General features: G+C 71.2%; 15 protein-coding genes. 11 read left to right on the top strand and 4 right to left on the bottom strand.

The window, feature by feature from the left end; genetic code table 11:
- Positions 1 to 6 precede the first annotated feature (6 nt).
- Positions 7 to 1,644 carry a ribosomal protection-like ABC-F family protein gene (gene abc-f / locus AB5J51_RS09230; protein WP_053788644.1) on the bottom strand — a complete coding sequence of 546 codons (1,638 nt, stop codon included), beginning with the start codon at positions 1,642 to 1,644 and terminating at the stop codon, positions 7 to 9.
- 104 nt (positions 1,645 to 1,748) lie between these two features.
- Here abc-f and AB5J51_RS09225 point away from each other — a divergent pair, with 104 nt between their 5' ends.
- Both AB5J51_RS09225 and AB5J51_RS09220 read left to right on the top strand, forming a co-directional pair.
- Complete coding sequence (locus AB5J51_RS09225; RefSeq protein WP_136226723.1) at positions 1,749 to 2,720, top strand: GlxA family transcriptional regulator; 972 nt, start codon at positions 1,749 to 1,751, stop codon at positions 2,718 to 2,720.
- A gap of 96 nt (positions 2,721 to 2,816) precedes the next feature.
- Positions 2,817 to 3,452, top strand: a complete 636-nt coding sequence (locus AB5J51_RS09220) for a DJ-1/PfpI family protein (protein WP_136226722.1) — start codon at positions 2,817 to 2,819, stop codon at positions 3,450 to 3,452.
- On the opposite strand, the gene AB5J51_RS09215 is transcribed toward AB5J51_RS09220, so the two are convergent.
- Positions 3,430 to 4,185 (bottom strand): enoyl-CoA hydratase/isomerase family protein, encoded by a 756-nt coding sequence (locus tag AB5J51_RS09215; protein WP_369777406.1) that lies wholly within the window; start codon positions 4,183 to 4,185, stop codon positions 3,430 to 3,432. The two genes, AB5J51_RS09220 and AB5J51_RS09215, sit on opposite strands and share 23 nt — an antisense overlap.
- Positions 4,186 to 4,263: 78 nt before the next feature.
- On the opposite strand from AB5J51_RS09215, the gene AB5J51_RS09210 reads away from it, so the two are divergent.
- Positions 4,264 to 4,638: a hypothetical protein gene (locus AB5J51_RS09210; protein ID WP_369777405.1), complete on the top strand. Its 375-nt coding sequence runs from the start codon at positions 4,264 to 4,266 to the stop codon at positions 4,636 to 4,638.
- Between the two features lie 94 nt (positions 4,639 to 4,732).
- Positions 4,733 to 5,281 carry an ATP-binding protein gene (locus tag AB5J51_RS09205; RefSeq protein ID WP_136226719.1) on the top strand — a complete coding sequence of 183 codons (549 nt, stop codon included), beginning with the start codon at positions 4,733 to 4,735 and terminating at the stop codon, positions 5,279 to 5,281.
- Positions 5,282 to 5,338: 57 nt separating this feature from the next.
- On the opposite strand, the gene idi is transcribed toward AB5J51_RS09205, so the two are convergent.
- Complete coding sequence (gene idi / locus AB5J51_RS09200; protein ID WP_053788639.1) at positions 5,339 to 5,938, bottom strand: isopentenyl-diphosphate Delta-isomerase; 600 nt, start codon at positions 5,936 to 5,938, stop codon at positions 5,339 to 5,341.
- Positions 5,939 to 6,065: 127 nt separating this feature from the next.
- Positions 6,066 to 6,638, bottom strand: a complete 573-nt coding sequence (locus tag AB5J51_RS09195; RefSeq protein ID WP_369777404.1) for a GNAT family N-acetyltransferase — start codon at positions 6,636 to 6,638, stop codon at positions 6,066 to 6,068.
- Positions 6,639 to 6,896: 258 nt separating this feature from the next.
- Between AB5J51_RS09195 and AB5J51_RS09190 the strand changes: the two genes are divergently transcribed.
- The 7 genes from AB5J51_RS09190 to AB5J51_RS09160 all read left to right on the top strand — a co-directional run bounded on the left by AB5J51_RS09190 (position 6,897) and on the right by AB5J51_RS09160 (position 13,954).
- Complete coding sequence (locus AB5J51_RS09190) at positions 6,897 to 8,669, top strand: DUF5941 domain-containing protein (protein WP_136226717.1); 1,773 nt, start codon at positions 6,897 to 6,899, stop codon at positions 8,667 to 8,669.
- Complete coding sequence (locus tag AB5J51_RS09185) at positions 8,666 to 9,418, top strand: sugar phosphate nucleotidyltransferase (RefSeq protein ID WP_053788637.1); 753 nt, start codon at positions 8,666 to 8,668, stop codon at positions 9,416 to 9,418. The genes AB5J51_RS09190 and AB5J51_RS09185 overlap by 4 nt, the downstream gene beginning before the upstream one ends.
- Positions 9,406 to 10,467 carry an iron-containing alcohol dehydrogenase family protein gene (locus AB5J51_RS09180; RefSeq protein ID WP_053788636.1) on the top strand — a complete coding sequence of 354 codons (1,062 nt, stop codon included), beginning with the start codon at positions 9,406 to 9,408 and terminating at the stop codon, positions 10,465 to 10,467. The genes AB5J51_RS09185 and AB5J51_RS09180 overlap by 13 nt, the downstream gene beginning before the upstream one ends.
- A complete protein-coding gene (locus tag AB5J51_RS09175; RefSeq protein ID WP_078987624.1) occupies positions 10,445 to 11,224 on the top strand; it encodes a CDP-alcohol phosphatidyltransferase family protein in 780 nt (259 codons plus the stop codon). Before AB5J51_RS09180 ends, AB5J51_RS09175 begins: the two co-directional genes overlap by 23 nt.
- An 8-nt stretch (positions 11,225 to 11,232) precedes the next feature.
- Positions 11,233 to 12,114, top strand: a complete 882-nt coding sequence (locus AB5J51_RS09170; RefSeq protein ID WP_369780238.1) for a glycosyltransferase family 2 protein — start codon at positions 11,233 to 11,235, stop codon at positions 12,112 to 12,114.
- Positions 12,115 to 12,243: 129 nt separating this feature from the next.
- Positions 12,244 to 13,179, top strand: coding sequence for an ABC transporter permease (locus AB5J51_RS09165; protein WP_030297464.1), 936 nt, complete (start codon positions 12,244 to 12,246; stop codon positions 13,177 to 13,179).
- Positions 13,172 to 13,954 carry an ABC transporter ATP-binding protein gene (locus tag AB5J51_RS09160; RefSeq protein ID WP_053788633.1) on the top strand — a complete coding sequence of 261 codons (783 nt, stop codon included), beginning with the start codon at positions 13,172 to 13,174 and terminating at the stop codon, positions 13,952 to 13,954. The genes AB5J51_RS09165 and AB5J51_RS09160 overlap by 8 nt, the downstream gene beginning before the upstream one ends.
- Positions 13,955 to 14,221 lie beyond the last annotated feature (267 nt).

Below are 14,221 nucleotides of genomic sequence, written 5' to 3'. Positions count from 1 at the left end.
GACGCCCTAGAGCTCGGTGACCTTGCCGTCCGCGACCTCCAGGCGGCGGGTCACGTGCACCGCGTCCAGCATCCGGCGGTCGTGCGTGACCAGCAGCAGGGTGCCCTCGTACGCCTCCAGGGCCGACTCCAGCTGTTCGATCGCCGGAAGGTCCAGGTGGTTCGTGGGCTCGTCCAGCACCAGCAGGTTCACCCCGCGGCCCTGGAGCAGCGCCAGGGCCGCCCGGGTGCGCTCGCCGGGGGACAGCGTCGCCGCCGGGCGCAGCACGTGCACGGCCTTCAGGCCGAACTTGGCCAGCAGGGTCCGGACTTCGGCCGGCTCGGTGTCCGGGACGGCCGCGCAGAAGGCCTCCAGCAGCGGCTCGTCCCCGAGGAAGAGCCCGCGCGCCTGGTCCACCTCGCCGATCAGCACACCCGAACCGAGCGTGGCCGCACCCGAGTCGGGCGCCAGCCGGCCGAGCAGGACGGCGAGCAGCGTGGACTTGCCCGCGCCGTTGGCGCCGGTGATCGCCACCCGGTCCGCCCAGTCGATCTGCAGGCTGGCCGGGCCGAAGGTGAAGTCCCCGCGCCGGACGGCCGCCTCGTTCAGGGTGGCGACGACCGAGCCGGAGCGCGGAGCCGCCGCGATCTCCATGCGCAGCTCCCACTCCTTGCGGGGCTCGTCGACGACCTCGAGCCGCTCGATGGCGCGCTGCGTCTGGCGGGCCTTGGCGGCCTGCTTCTCGCTGGACTCGCCGCGCAGGTTCTTGCCGATCTTGTCGTTGTCGCTCGCCTTGCGGCGGGCGTTGCGGACGCCCTTGTCCATCCAGTTGCGCTGCATCTGGGCGCGGCCCTCCAGGGCCGCCTTCTTGCCCGCGTACTCGTCGTAGTCCTCGCGGGCGTGCGTACGGGCCCGCTCGCGCTCCTCCAGGTACGCGTCGTAGCCGCCGCCGTAGAGGTTGATCTGCTGCTGGGCCAGGTCCAGTTCGAGGACCTTGGTGACGGTCCGGGTCAGGAACTCGCGGTCGTGGCTGATCACGACCGTGCCGGCGCGCAGGCCCTTCACGAACTGTTCGAGGCGCTCCAGACCCTCCAGGTCCAGGTCGTTCGTCGGCTCGTCGAGCAGGAAGACGTCGTAGCGGGAGAGCAGCAGCGAGGCGAGGCCCGCGCGGGCCGCCTGGCCGCCGGACAGCGCGGTCATCGGCAGGTCGAGGCTGACGGCGAGCCCGAGCTCGTCGGCGACCTCCTGGGCCCGCTCGTCGAGGTCGGCGCCGCCGAGGTCCAGCCACTGGTCCAGCGTCGTCGCGTACGCGTCGTCCGCGCCCGGGGTCCCGTCGACCAGGCCCTGGGTCGCCGCGTCCAGCGCCGCCTGGGCGGCGGCGACGCCGGTACGCCGGGCCAGGAATTCCCGTACGGACTCCTCGGGGCGCCGTTCCGGCTCCTGGGGCAGGTGGCCGACGGCGGCCGTGGGCGGGGAGAGCCGCAGCTCACCGGTCTCGGGCGTGTCCAGTCCGGCGAGCAGGCGCAGCAGGGTGGACTTCCCGGCGCCGTTGACGCCGACGAGGCCGATGACGTCGCCGGGCGCGACGACGAGGTCGAGATCGGCGAAGAGCGTGCGCTCACCGTGCGCGGCGGTGAGGTTCTTGGCGACGAGGGTTGCAGTCATGGTCCGTCGATCCTATCCGCGCCCCTCCGCGCCGCCGGACCGTGGCCGTAAAGGTGGGATGGACGTCATTGCGGCCATCGGCCCGGGCGTCACACCATGGGGTCATGTCGTTGCGAAACGTGCTCGTCGTCCTCTACGACGGCGTGCAGAGCCTGGACGTGACCGGGCCCGTGGAGGTGTTCGCCGCCGTCGCCCGCTTCCCGGGGCGGGCGGGTGACGGGTATGCGATCCGCACGGTGTCCCCGGACGGGGCGCCCGTACGGACGAGCAGTGGGCTCACGCTGGTGCCGGACGGGGACCTGGCGAGCGCGAGGCCGGGGCCGGGGACCACCGTGCTGGTGCCGGGAGGCCAGTACCGCGGGGATTTCGAGCCGCGGCTCACCGCATGGCTGCGCGCGCACGGGGGAGGCGCGGAGCGGCTGGTCTCCGTCTGTACGGGCGGGCTGCTGCTGGCCGAGGCAGGGCTGCTGGACGGGCTGCGGGCCACGACGCACTGGTACGTGTGCGAGCAGATGGCCCGGGACTACCCGAAGGTGACGGTCGAACCGGATCCGATCTACGTACGGGACGGCCGCGTGGCCACCTCGGCCGGGGTCACGGCGGGGATCGACCTCGCGCTGGCGCTGGTGGAGGAGGACCACGGCCGGGAGCTCGCGCTGGACATCGCGCGGCACCTGGTGGTGTTCCTGCGCAGGCCCGGGAACCAGGCGCAGTTCAGCGCGCAGCTGGCGGCGCAGACCGCGCAGCGGGATCCGTTGCGGGAGGTGCAGCAGTGGATCACGGAGCATCCGGGCGCGGACCTGAGCGTGGAGTCCCTGGCGGCGCGGGCGCGGCTCTCGCCGCGGCACTTCGCGCGGGCCTTCCAGGCGGAGACGGGGGTCACGCCCGGCCGCTACGTGGAGCGGGTGCGCGTGGAGCATGCGCGGCGCCTCCTGGAGGACACGGGGGACGGGGTGGCCCAGATCTCCCGCGCCTGCGGCTACGGCACCCCGGAGGCCTTGCGCCGGGCGTTCGTGAAAGCCCTGGGCCAGCCCCCGGCCGAATACCGCCGCCGCTTCGGTCCCGACCACACGTAGATCACCGCTCGGCAGGTACGCCGCCGCCCAGCAGCTACGCCGCCACGCAGCAGCTACGGCACCACGCAGCAGGTACACCACCACCCAGGAGGAAACATGCAGATCGCAGTCCTGCTCTACGACCGGTTCACCGCGCTCGACGCCATCGGGCCCTTCGACACCCTCGGGAGGCATCCCGACGCCGAGGTCGTGTTCGTCTCCGAGCGGCCCGGCCCGGTGCGGACCGACAACGGGGCGCTCGCGCTCGTCGCCGACAAGGGGCTCGACGAGGTGACCCGGCCCGACATCGTCATCGTGCCCGGCGGGCCCCACCCCGAGCTGCAGATGGAGAACGCGGCCGTCGTCGACTGGCTGCGCACCGTCGACGCCGCCACCACCTGGACGACCTCCGTCTGCACCGGCTCGCTCCTGCTGGCCGCCGCCGGGCTGCTCGAGGGGCGGCGGGCCGCAAGCCACTGGCTCTACCTGGACCGGCTGCCCGCCTTCGGCGCCGAGCCCACCGGCGAGCGCGTCGTGTACGACGGGAAGTACGTCACCGCCGCCGGGGTGTCCTCCGGCATCGACATGGGCCTCGGCCTCCTCGGCCGCATCGCCGGGGACGAGTACGCCCAGACCGTCCAGCTCATGACCGAGTACGACCCCCAGCCGCCCTACGACGCCGGCTCGCCGGACAAGGCCCCGGCCGAGATCGTGGCGCGGCTGCGCGCGGTCAACCCGCTCTACCCCCGGTAGTCCAGCCGAACGACGGGGTGCGGCGTTCCAGGAACGCGGCGACGCCCTCCGCGGTGTCGCCGCTTCCGGCCGCCTGCTGCGCCCAGTACGCGTCCCGGTCCGTCCGCCCGTCCGCGAACTCCTTGGCCGCGGCCTGGGTCAGCTGCGAGCGGGTGGTCAGGATGCGGGCGAAGTCCGCGACGCGCTTGTCCAGTTGCCCGGCCGGCAGCAGCTCGTTCAGGAAGCCCGCGCGCAACGCGTGCTCGGCGTCGATCAACTCGGCCGAGAAGAGCAGGTACTTGGCCACCGCCGGGCCGACGAGCGCAGCCAGCCGGCGGGTCGAGGACGCGGGGTAGACGATGCCCAGCCTCGCCGGGGTCACCCCGAACGACGCCCCTTCCTCGGCGAAGCGCAGATCGCAGGCCGCAGCCAGCTGGCTGCCGCCGCCCACGCAGAATCCGCGGATCGCCGCGAGCGTCGGCTTCGGGAAGGCGGCCAGGGCCTCCTCCGCCGCCACGGCCAGCGCCTGCGGGTCCTCGTCCCCGGCGAGTGAGGAGATGTCGGCCCCCGCGCAGAAGGTCGGGCCGGCCCCGGTCAGGACGAGCACACGTACGGCCGGGTCGGCCGCGAGCCCGTCCAGCAGCTCGGGGAGGGCCCGCCACATCGCCGCGGTCATGGCGTTGCGCTTGGCGGGATGCGAGATGACGACCGTGGCGACCCCGTCGGCGACCGTGTGCAAGAGCGCTGCGTCCATGCGCCGGATGCTATCCCGGTGGGCCGAACCTATGATCAAGGGGAGTCCGTCCAGAGAGTGCTGAGAGGTGGCACGACCATGGGCGCAGACCGTTCCGCGGCCGGGACCGGCGCCGAGGCCAAGGACAAGAAGCAGCTCGAGCGCAGTTTCGGGCTGCTGGCCGTGCTCGGGGTGCTCTTGGTGGTGGCCGGGCTGGTGGGTCCGTGCTACGCCGCCTTCGCCACCCTGACCACGATGTTCCTCTTCGGCTGGCCGGGCAACAGTCTCTACGTGATCGGAACGTTCTTCTCCCTCGCCCTCCTGTTCGACGGGCTGAGCCTGCTGGTCCTGGGCATGAGCGCCCGGCGCATTCTGGGCTTGGTCAGGGAAGACGAGGTCCTGGCGGCCGCGGGCGGGGTGGGTGTCGCGGCCGAGAAGGGTCCCGCAGAAGATCAGGAACAGTCGCACAACTGACGCTGTCATACGCCAACGGTCAGAAAGCGTCCGATTGGCGCTGACTTCTGGTCAGGGGTCCGGTCCGGACCAGCCCGTTCCCCACTCTGGACGCGTGGAGACGATCGAGCGTGAAGACGGGGGCCGGAAGATGGATGTCAGCGGGAGCGTCCCGCCAGCCAAGGAGGGCGAGCCGGGGGCCCCGGCCGGCCCCCTCGCGTACGAAGGCGTGTGGCGGTTCACCGTGCCCGCTGTAGAAGAATCCGTTCCCCAGGCCCGTCGCGCCGTCCGCGACCTGCTCGGCCGCCAGGGCGTCCCGGCCCACCGGGACCTGGTGTACTCCCTGCTGCTGATCGTCTCCGAGCTGGTGACGAACTCGGTCCGGCACGCGGCCCTGCTCTCGCCGGAGGTCGCGGTCGAGGTCGCCATCGGCCGGGAGTGGGTGCGGGTGGCCGTCGAGGACAACCACCCGTACCGCCCCAAGGCGCTGGAGGCGGATTTCGGCCAGACCGGCGGCCGGGGCCTGCTCCTGGTGCGCGAGGTCACGCGTGAGTCCGGCGGGGTCTGCGACGTCGAGCACACCTCGACGGGCGGCAAGGTCATCTGGGCGGCCCTCCCGCTCACCACGCCGACCACGCCGGCTGCGCGGACCCCCTCGGTCTGAGCCGCCCCGAGGCCGGGACCCCGGGGTCCGGGGCCGGCCGTCGCCGCGGCGTACGGGCTACCAGCCCGCGGCCTCACCGGTCAGTTCCCGGATCGCGGGCCGGGCCGCATCCAGCACGGTCATGAACCAGGCGGAGAAGGGCGCTTCGGCGTGCCGCTTGGCCAGCTCCTCGGCGGTGACGAACGCGGTGTCGCCGACCTCCTCGGGGTCCGGCTGCAGCTGCGCCTGTGCCAGTCCCACGAACAGGTGGTTGTACTCCTGCTCCACGAGACCCGACGCGGGGTCCGGGTGGTTGTAGCGGACGGTCCCCGCCTCCGCGAGCAGCGAGGGCGACAGGCCCAGCTCCTCGTGGGTCCGCCGGGCCGCCGCCGCGAACGGCGACTCCCCGGGGTAGGGATGGCCGCAACAGGTGTTCGACCAGACGCCGGGGGAGTGGTACTTCCCGAGGGCGCGCTGCTGAAGCAGCAGGCGGCCCTGCTCGTCGAAGAGGAACACGGAGAAGGCCCGGTGCAGCAGACCGGGCGCCTGATGGGCGGAGAGCTTCTCCGCCGTGCCGATGGTGTTGCCGGACTCATCGACCAGTTCGAGCATGATCGGTTCCTGAGTGCCGGTGCCGGGGGACGCGGTGTTCGCGGCGGTGGCTGGTGTGGTCGGCATACCCATCCTTCGCTTCGGACTTCGGCCTTCAGTCTGCCGTACAAAAGAGGCTTGTCCCCACTTCGGCGATCCGCGCATGTCTGCCCCCGCCGCGTGGTAAGCGGCGAGAGGCAGATCACACGAGCGGTCAGATCCCGAAGGGTGCCGGGTACGCGATCGTGCCCTGCGGGACGCGCGCGGATGCGTCCAGCACCAGCGCCATCATCGCCTCGTCGGGAACCTCGAACGGCGCCCGGATCCCGTACCGCGAAGCCGGTACGAAGCCGAAGCGCGGGTAGTACGCGGGGTGCCCGAGGACCAGGACCAGCGCCTCCCCCCGCTCCTTCGCCGCCGCGAGCAGAGCCCGGACGACGGAGCTGCCGGCGCCCGAGCGCTGGTGCTCGGGACGGGCCGCGACCGGAGCCAGGGCGAGGGCCGGGACCCCGTCGACCTCGCAGCGGGTCAGCAGGGCGTGCGCCGCCACCGAGCCGTCCGGGCCCTCGGCCACGTACGAGAGTCCCGGCAGCCAGGAGGAGTCCGTGCGCAGCGCGTCGACGAGATCCGCCTCCAGCGGGGTCTCGAACGCCGCCAGGTTGACGGAGCGTACGGCGGCCGCGTCGGCCGCGGTCTCGGGCCGGGTGCGCCAGACGCTGTCTGTCCTCTCGGTGCTGTCGGTGTTGTTCTTGTCACCGTGGTTCTTGTCACCAGTGGTGTCGGTCAACGTGAACCCTTGGGGAAGGGGCTCCGGCGGACGCGGCGGATCGGTGTGATCGGGCCTGGCCGGACGCCCGGCGGTTTGTGGTATCTGGACGTGATCGTCAATGATGATCGCGCCAGGGCCCGAGGCCCCGGATTATTCGGCTTATCGGGGAGTAAACGGGTGGTGAACCCCGGCTTCCTCTCATCCGATAGCCTCTGCCGACGTGCCGCCGCCCCCAACAGGCGGCCGTCCAGTGTTCGCTGCAAGGAGTGAGTTCGTCTGTCGACCGTCATCCTCACCGGCCTGCCGGTCCCCGGATCACCGCTCACGGACGAGCTGCGCTCCCTCGGCTTCGACGTCCGCCCGGCCGCCGGCCCTGAAGACACCGCCACGGTGCTGGCCGGCGTACCCGCCGACCAGCGCGTCGCCGTCGTCGACAGTGCCTTCGTCGGGCACGTCCACGCGCTGCGGCTCGCGCTGACCGACCCGCGCTTCGACGCCTGTGCCGTGACCGGCGCCCTCGCCGTCCAGCCGGGCGCCCGGGCGGCCCTGGACAAGGCAGCCTCCCTCCCGGCGGAGGGCGACGGCCCGTACGCGGACCGGCTCGCCGCCGCCGTCGAGGCCGCCGGGACCACCGTCCAGCGCCCCGAGCTCGGCACTCTGGTCGCCGCCGTCCCCGCCACCGACGCGGAGCGCGCCGCGGCGGACGCCGCCGTCGCCGCCGTCGACGACGAGGCCGTGCGCCTGCGCACCGCCGTGAAGTCCCGCGACGGGTTCTTCACCACCTTCTTCATCAGCCCGTACTCGCGCTACATCGCCCGCTGGTGCGCGCGCCGCGGTCTGACCCCGAACCAGGTCACCACCGCCTCCCTGATCACCGCGCTGATCGCGGCCGGCTGCGCCGCCACCGGCGAGCGCTGGGGCTACGTCGCCGCCGGCGTGCTCCTCCTCGTCTCCTTCGTCCTGGACTGCACGGACGGGCAGCTCGCCCGCTACTCGCTGCAGTACTCGACGATGGGCGCCTGGCTCGACGCGACCTTCGACCGCGCGAAGGAGTACTCCTTCTACGCGGGCCTCGCCCTCGGCGCGGCCAGGAACGGCGACGACGTCTGGGCCCTCGCGCTCGGCGCGATGATCCTCATGACCTGCCGCCATGTCGTGGACTTCTCCTTCAACGAGGCCAACCACGACGCCACGGCCAATACGAGTCCCACCGCGGCCCTGTCCGACAAGCTCGACAGCGTCGGCTGGACGGTCTGGGTCCGGCGGATGATCATCCTGCCGATCGGCGAGCGCTGGGCCATGATCGCGGTGCTCACCGCGGCCACCAGCCCCCGGATCGTGTTCTACGCCCTGCTCGTCGGCTGCGCCTTCGGCGCCCTCTACACCACCGCGGGCCGGGTGCTCCGCTCGCTGACCCGCAAGGCCAGGCGCACCGACCGGGCCGCCCAGGCGCTGGCCGACCTCGCCGACTCCGGCCCGCTGGCCTCGGTCGCCGCAGCGCTGGCCAAGGGACGTCCCGTCGCCCCGCTGCTGATGACCCTCGCCGCCGCCGTGCTGATCGTCGGCGGCGCCCTGCGCAGCGGGTTCGGCGCGCCCTGGCTCGTCGGGACCGCGGTGTTCTACGCCATAGCCACCGGCGCGGCCGTCTCCCGCCCCCTCAAGGGGGCACTGGACTGGCTCGTCCCGCCGCTGCTGCGGTGCGCCGAGTACGTGACCGTCCTGGTGCTCGCTGTCAAGGCGGACGTCCCCGGAGCCCTTCCGGCTGCATTCGGACTGGTCGCGGCGGTCGCCTACCATCACTACGACACGGTCTACCGCATCCGCGGCGGCTCCGGCGCACCGCCGAGGTGGCTGGTGTGGACGATCGGCGGACATGAGGGCCGGGTCCTGCTGACCGTGGTCCTGGCCGCCGTCCTGCCCCGTGACGCGTTCCCCGTCGCGCTCACGGCCCTGGCCGTGTTCGTGGCACTCGTGGTGCTCGTGGAGAGCATCCGCTTCTGGGTCTCCTCCGGGGCACCCGCCGTACATGACGAAGGAGAACCAGCATGATCGGCCTTGTACTCGCTGCCGGTGCCGGACGCCGCCTGCGTCCCTACACCGACACCCTGCCCAAGGCCCTCGTGCCCGTCGGCCCCGAAGGCGACGAGGAAAGCCTGACCGTGCTGGACCTCACCCTCGGCAACTTCGCCGAGGTCGGCCTCACCGAGGTCGCGATCGTCGTCGGCTACCGCAAGGAAGCCGTCTACGCGCGCCGGGAGGCCCTGGAGGCCAAGTACGGCGTCAAGATCACGCTGATCGACAACGACAAGGCCGAGGAGTGGAACAACGCCTACTCCCTGTGGTGCGCGCGTGACGTCCTGAAGCAGGGCGTGATCCTCGCCAACGGCGACACCGTCCACCCGGTCTCCGTCGAGCGGACGCTGCTCGACGCCCGCGGCAACGGCCAGAAGATCATCCTCGCCCTCGACACGGTCAAGAACCTGGCCGACGAGGAGATGAAGGTCGTCGTCGACGGCGCCAAGGGCGTGCAGAAGATCACCAAGCTCATGGAGCCGTCCGACGCCACCGGCGAGTACATCGGCGTCACGCTCATCGAGCCGGAGGCCGCCGAGGCGCTGGCCGAGGCGCTGAAGACCACGTTCGAGCGCGACCCCGACCTGTACTACGAGGACGGCTACCAGCAGCTCGTCAACGACGGCTTCGTCATCGACGTGGCCCCCATCGGCGACGTCAAGTGGGTCGAGATCGACAACCACGACGACCTCGCCAAGGGCCGGACGATCGCATGCCAGTACTGACGAGGCTCATCCCCTCCCCGGTCGTCGTCGACATCACCCGCGGCGCCATGGACGACCTGGCCGGCCTCCTGGCCGACCAGCGGATCTCGGCGTCCGGGAAGCTGGCGATCGCGATCAGCGGCGGCTCCGGCCAGGTGCTGCGCACCAAGCTGGAACCCGTACTGCCGCACGCCGACTGGTACCCGGTCGTCGACGGCACCATCGATTCCGCCGTCAAGCTCGCCGACGACATAAAGGGCCGTCGCTACGACGCCGTCGTCGGCCTGGGCGGCGGCAAGATCATCGACGTGGCCAAGTACGCCGCGGCGCGGGTCGGGCTGCCCATGGTGGCCGTCGCCACCAACCTGGCCCACGACGGCATCTGCTCGCCGGTGGCCACGCTCGACAACGACAACGGCCGCGGCTCCTACGGCGTGCCCACGCCGATCGCGATGGTCATCGACCTCGACGTGATCCGCGAGGCCCCGGTGCGGTTCGTCCGCTCCGGCATCGGTGACGCGCTTTCCAACATCTCGGCCATCGCCGACTGGGAGCTCTCGCACAAGATCACCGGGGAGCCCGTGGACGGCCTGGCCGCCGCCATGGCCCGTACGGCCGGCGAGGCCGTCCTGCGCCACCCCGGCGGCTGCGGCGACGACGACTTCCTCACGGTCCTCGCAGAGTCCCTGGTGCTCACCGGCATCGCCATGTCGATCAGCGGCGACACCCGGCCGGCGTCCGGCGCCTGCCACGAGATCAGCCACGCCTTCGACCTGCTCTACCCCGGACGCTCCGCGCTCCACGGCGAGCAGGTCGGCATCGGCGCCGCCTTCGCGATGTACCTGCGCGGCGCCAAGGAACAGTCCGGGCTCTTCGTCGAGTCGATGCGCGGCCACGGGCTGCCCGTGCTGCCCGCCGAGATCGGGTTCAGCGTGGACGAGTTCGTCGCGGCCGTCGAGTACGCCCCCCAGACCCGTCCGGGACGCTTCACGATCCTGGAGCACCTCAATCTGTCCGCAGCCGAGATCAGGGACGCTTACGCCGACTATGCCAAGACCATCCGTAGCTGAACTCCGGCCCGTCGTTCACCCGCCGGGCGTCAAGGACCGGCGCAGTGGCGAGCACTGGGGCGGTCGCCTGTACATGCGCGAGATCTCCCTGCGCATCACCCGCGTCCTGGTGAACACCAAGGTCACGCCCAACCAGCTGACCTACGTGATGACCCTCGCCGGTGTCCTGGCCGCCCCGGCGCTGCTCGTGCCGGGCATCTGGGGCGCCGTCCTCGGCGTGGTCTGCGTCCAGATGTACCTGCTGCTCGACTGCGTCGACGGCGAGGTCGCCCGCTGGAAGAAGCAGTTCTCGCTCTCCGGGGTCTACCTGGACCGGGTGGGCGCGTACCTCTGCGACGCAGCGGTCCTCGTCGGCTTCGGCCTGCGCGCCTGCGACTTGTGGGGCACCGGGCGGATCGACTGGCTGTGGGCCTTCCTGGGCACCCTCGCGGCCCTCGGCGCCATCCTGATCAAGGCCGAGACCGACCTGGTCGGCGTCGCCCGCCACCAGACCGGCAAGGAGCCCGTCGCGGAGGCCGCCGCCGAGCCGCGCTCCTCCGGCATGGCGCTCGCCCGCCGGGCGGCGTCCGCGCTGAAGTTCCACCGGCTCGTCCTCGGCATCGAGGCCTCGCTGCTCATCCTGGTGCTGGCCGTCCTGGACCAGATGCGGGGCGACCTGTTCTTCTCCCGGCTCGGCGTCGCCGTGCTCGCCGGCATCGCCATGCTCCAGACGGTGCTGCACCTGGTGTCGATCCTGGCCTCCAGCAGGCTCAAGTGACGACGCCGATGCGGCTGGGCGCCGTGATCATCACCATGGGCAACCGGCCCGACGAGCTGAAGGCGCTCCTCGACTCGGTGGCCCGCCAGGAGGGCGACCCGATCGAGGTCGTCGTCGTGGGCCAGGGCGTCCAGGTCACCGGGCTGGCCGACCTGCCGCCGGGTGTGCGCACCGTGGACCTGCCCGAGAACCTGGGCATCCCCGGCGGCCGCAACGTCGGCATCGAGGCCTTCGGCCCCGGCGGCCGCGAGGTCGACGCCCTGCTCTTCCTCGACGACGACGGGCTGCTGGAGCGCACCGACACCGCCGAGCTGTGCCGCCAGGCCTTCGCCGAGGACCCCCGGCTCGGGATCATCAGCTTCCGGATCGCCGATCCGGAGTCCGGCGAGACCCAGCGCCGGCACGTGCCGCGGCTGCGCGCCGCGGACCCGATGCGCTCCTCCCGCGTGACCACCTTCCTGGGCGGCGCCAACGCCGTCCGCACGGAGGTGTTCGAGCAGGTCGGGGCGCTGCCGGACGAGTTCTTCTACGCGCACGAGGAGACCGATCTCGCCTGGCGTGCCCTCGACGCAGGGTGGCTGATCGACTACCGGGCGGACATGGTGCTCCTGCATCCGACGACCGCCCCCTCCCGGCACGCGGTCTACCACCGTATGGTGGCCCGTAACCGGGTGTGGCTCGCCCGCCGTAACCTGCCTGCCCCGCTGGTCCCGGTCTACCTGGGCGTCTGGCTCCTGCTGACGCTCCTGCGCAGACCGTCGGTGCCCGCGCTCAAGGCCTGGTTCGGTGGGTTCAAGGAGGGATGGACCACTCCCTGCGGCCCCCGGCGCCCCATGAAGTGGCGTACGGTCTGGCGGCTGACCCGGCTGGGCCGACCGCCTGTCATCTGACGCGCTCGCGTCTGAGAACATACGTGGTCACGGAACACGCGTGCCCCCGGAACATGCATGATCACGGGCCGAGCGCCCCAGGCCCGATGCCACCTTCTGCCGCATCTTGAAGACGGAAAGTTTCAACTTGTGAGTGACACAACCCAGGATGGCGCCCTCGCCACGAGCAAGCCGCCGTCCGAAGACGCGGGGCTGACCCCCGCGGAGCTCGCCAGGAAGTACGGTCTGTCCGTCAGCGGTGCCCGGCCGTCCCTGGTCGAGTACGTGCGGCAGCTCTGGGACCGGCGCCACTTCATCATGGCGTTCTCCCGGGCCAAGCTGATGGCCCAGTACAGCGAGGCGAGGCTCGGCCAGATCTGGCAGGTTGCTACTCCGCTGCTCAACGCGCTGGTGTACTACCTGATCTTCGGTCTGATCATGAACGCGGGCCGGGGCATGGAGAAGGGGGTCTACATCCCCTTCCTGGTGACGGGCATCTTCGTCTTCACCTTCACCCAGAGCTCGCTGATGGCGGGAGTCCGGGCCATCCCCGGCAACCTCGGCCTCGTCCGCGCCCTGCACTTCCCGCGCGCCTCCCTGCCGATCTCCTTCTCGATGCAGCAGCTCCAGCAGCTGCTGTACTCGATGATCGTGGTGCTGGTCGTCACGGTCGGCTTCGGCAACTACCCGAGGCTGTCGTGGCTGCTGGTCATCCCGACCCTGGCGCTCCAGTTCGTGTTCAACACCGGCCTCGCGCTGGTCTTCGGGCGGATGGGTTCCAAGACCCCGGACCTCGCGCAGCTGATGCCGTTCATCACGCGTACGTGGATGTACGCCTCGGGCGTCATGTTCTCGATCAGCGGGGCGCTCGAGGACAGGCACGTGCCCGCGTGGGTCACGGACGTGCTCCAGTGGAACCCGGCAGCGATCTACATGGACCTGGTCCGGTTCGCGCTGATCGACGACTACGGGCGGGAGAACCTGCCGCCGCACGTCTGGGCCTTCGCCGTCGGCTGGGCCGTCGTGATCGGCCTCGGCGGTTTCGTGTACTTCTGGAAGGCTGAGGAGCGTTACGGCCGTGGCTGAGATCAACCGGGGCAACGTCCCCACCGTCATCGCCGACGACGTGCACATCGTCTACCGCGTCAACACCGGCAGCGCCGGCAAGGGCAGCGCCACTGCGGCGCTGAGCAAGATAATGCGCCGGGGCAAGGGCGATGCGCCGGGCGTCCGCCGGGTGCACGCCGTGCGCGGCGTCAGCTTCACCGCGTACCGCGGCGAGGCCATCGGCGTCATCGGCTCCAACGGCTCCGGCAAGTCCACCCTGCTGCGCGCCATCGCGGGCCTGCTGCCCTGCGAGTCCGGCAAGGTCTACACCGACGGCCAGCCCTCGCTGCTGGGTGTCAACGCCGCACTGATGAACGACCTCACCGGTGAGCGCAACGTGGTCCTCGGCGGTCTCGCGATGGGAATGAGCCGCGAGCAGATCCGGGAGCGGTACGACGACATCGTCGACTTCTCGGGCATCAACGACAAGGGCGATTTCATCTCCCTTCCGATGCGCACGTACTCCTCCGGTATGGCCGCGCGCCTCCGCTTTTCCATTGCGGCGGCGAAGGACCACGACGTTCTGATGATCGACGAGGCCCTGGCCACCGGTGACCGCAAGTTCCAGGTGCGTTCCGAGGACCGCATCCGCGAACTGCGCAAGCATGCCGGAACCGTTTTCCTGGTGAGCCACAACAACAAGTCCATCCGCGACACCTGCAGCCGTGTGCTGTGGCTGGAGAAGGGTGAACTGCTGATGGACGGGCCCACGGAGGAAGTCGTCTCGGCCTACGAGAAGGCGACCAGCGCCTGACCGTGCTCTTCGCCGGCCCCCGTCGCCCACGGCGGCGGGGGCTTCGCCATGCTGGGAAGCCCGAAGCCGACATTCGGTAGCGGAGTGAATACCCGAGAGGCTGCCGCGGCGTTGTACAGCGTAAGCTGGAGCAGGCCTCAATCGCGGTCAGAGGGGACGATTCCCCGCAGGTGAACGGCCTGGGGTACCCCGGGGAAAGTCCGGCGGCGTGTCCGAAATAGGATGTATTGCGTCGGCAGTGTAGAACGGGAGACGTGACGGCAATGG

The organism is Streptomyces sp. R33 (assembly GCF_041200175.1).
Classification (GTDB): domain Bacteria; phylum Actinomycetota; class Actinomycetes; order Streptomycetales; family Streptomycetaceae; genus Streptomyces; species Streptomyces katrae_B.
The sequence above is the reverse complement of the archived record's forward strand: the minus strand, read 5'-3'. Positions and strand labels throughout refer to the sequence as shown.

Coding starts and splice junctions, on each gene's coding strand:
- abc-f (WP_053788644.1), bottom strand. CDS start 1,644: ATGACTGCAACCCTCGTCGCCAAGAACCTCACCGCCGCGCACGGTGAG.
- AB5J51_RS09225 (WP_136226723.1), top strand. CDS start 1,749: ATGTCGTTGCGAAACGTGCTCGTCGTCCTCTACGACGGCGTGCAGAGC.
- AB5J51_RS09220 (WP_136226722.1), top strand. CDS start 2,817: ATGCAGATCGCAGTCCTGCTCTACGACCGGTTCACCGCGCTCGACGCC.
- AB5J51_RS09215 (WP_369777406.1), bottom strand. CDS start 4,185: ATGGACGCAGCGCTCTTGCACACGGTCGCCGACGGGGTCGCCACGGTC.
- AB5J51_RS09210 (WP_369777405.1), top strand. CDS start 4,264: ATGGGCGCAGACCGTTCCGCGGCCGGGACCGGCGCCGAGGCCAAGGAC.
- idi (WP_053788639.1), bottom strand. CDS start 5,938: ATGCCGACCACACCAGCCACCGCCGCGAACACCGCGTCCCCCGGCACC.
- AB5J51_RS09185 (WP_053788637.1), top strand. CDS start 8,666: ATGATCGGCCTTGTACTCGCTGCCGGTGCCGGACGCCGCCTGCGTCCC.
- AB5J51_RS09180 (WP_053788636.1), top strand. CDS start 9,406: ATGCCAGTACTGACGAGGCTCATCCCCTCCCCGGTCGTCGTCGACATC.
- AB5J51_RS09175 (WP_078987624.1), top strand. CDS start 10,445: ATGCCAAGACCATCCGTAGCTGAACTCCGGCCCGTCGTTCACCCGCCG.
- AB5J51_RS09170 (WP_369780238.1), top strand. CDS start 11,233: ATGCGGCTGGGCGCCGTGATCATCACCATGGGCAACCGGCCCGACGAG.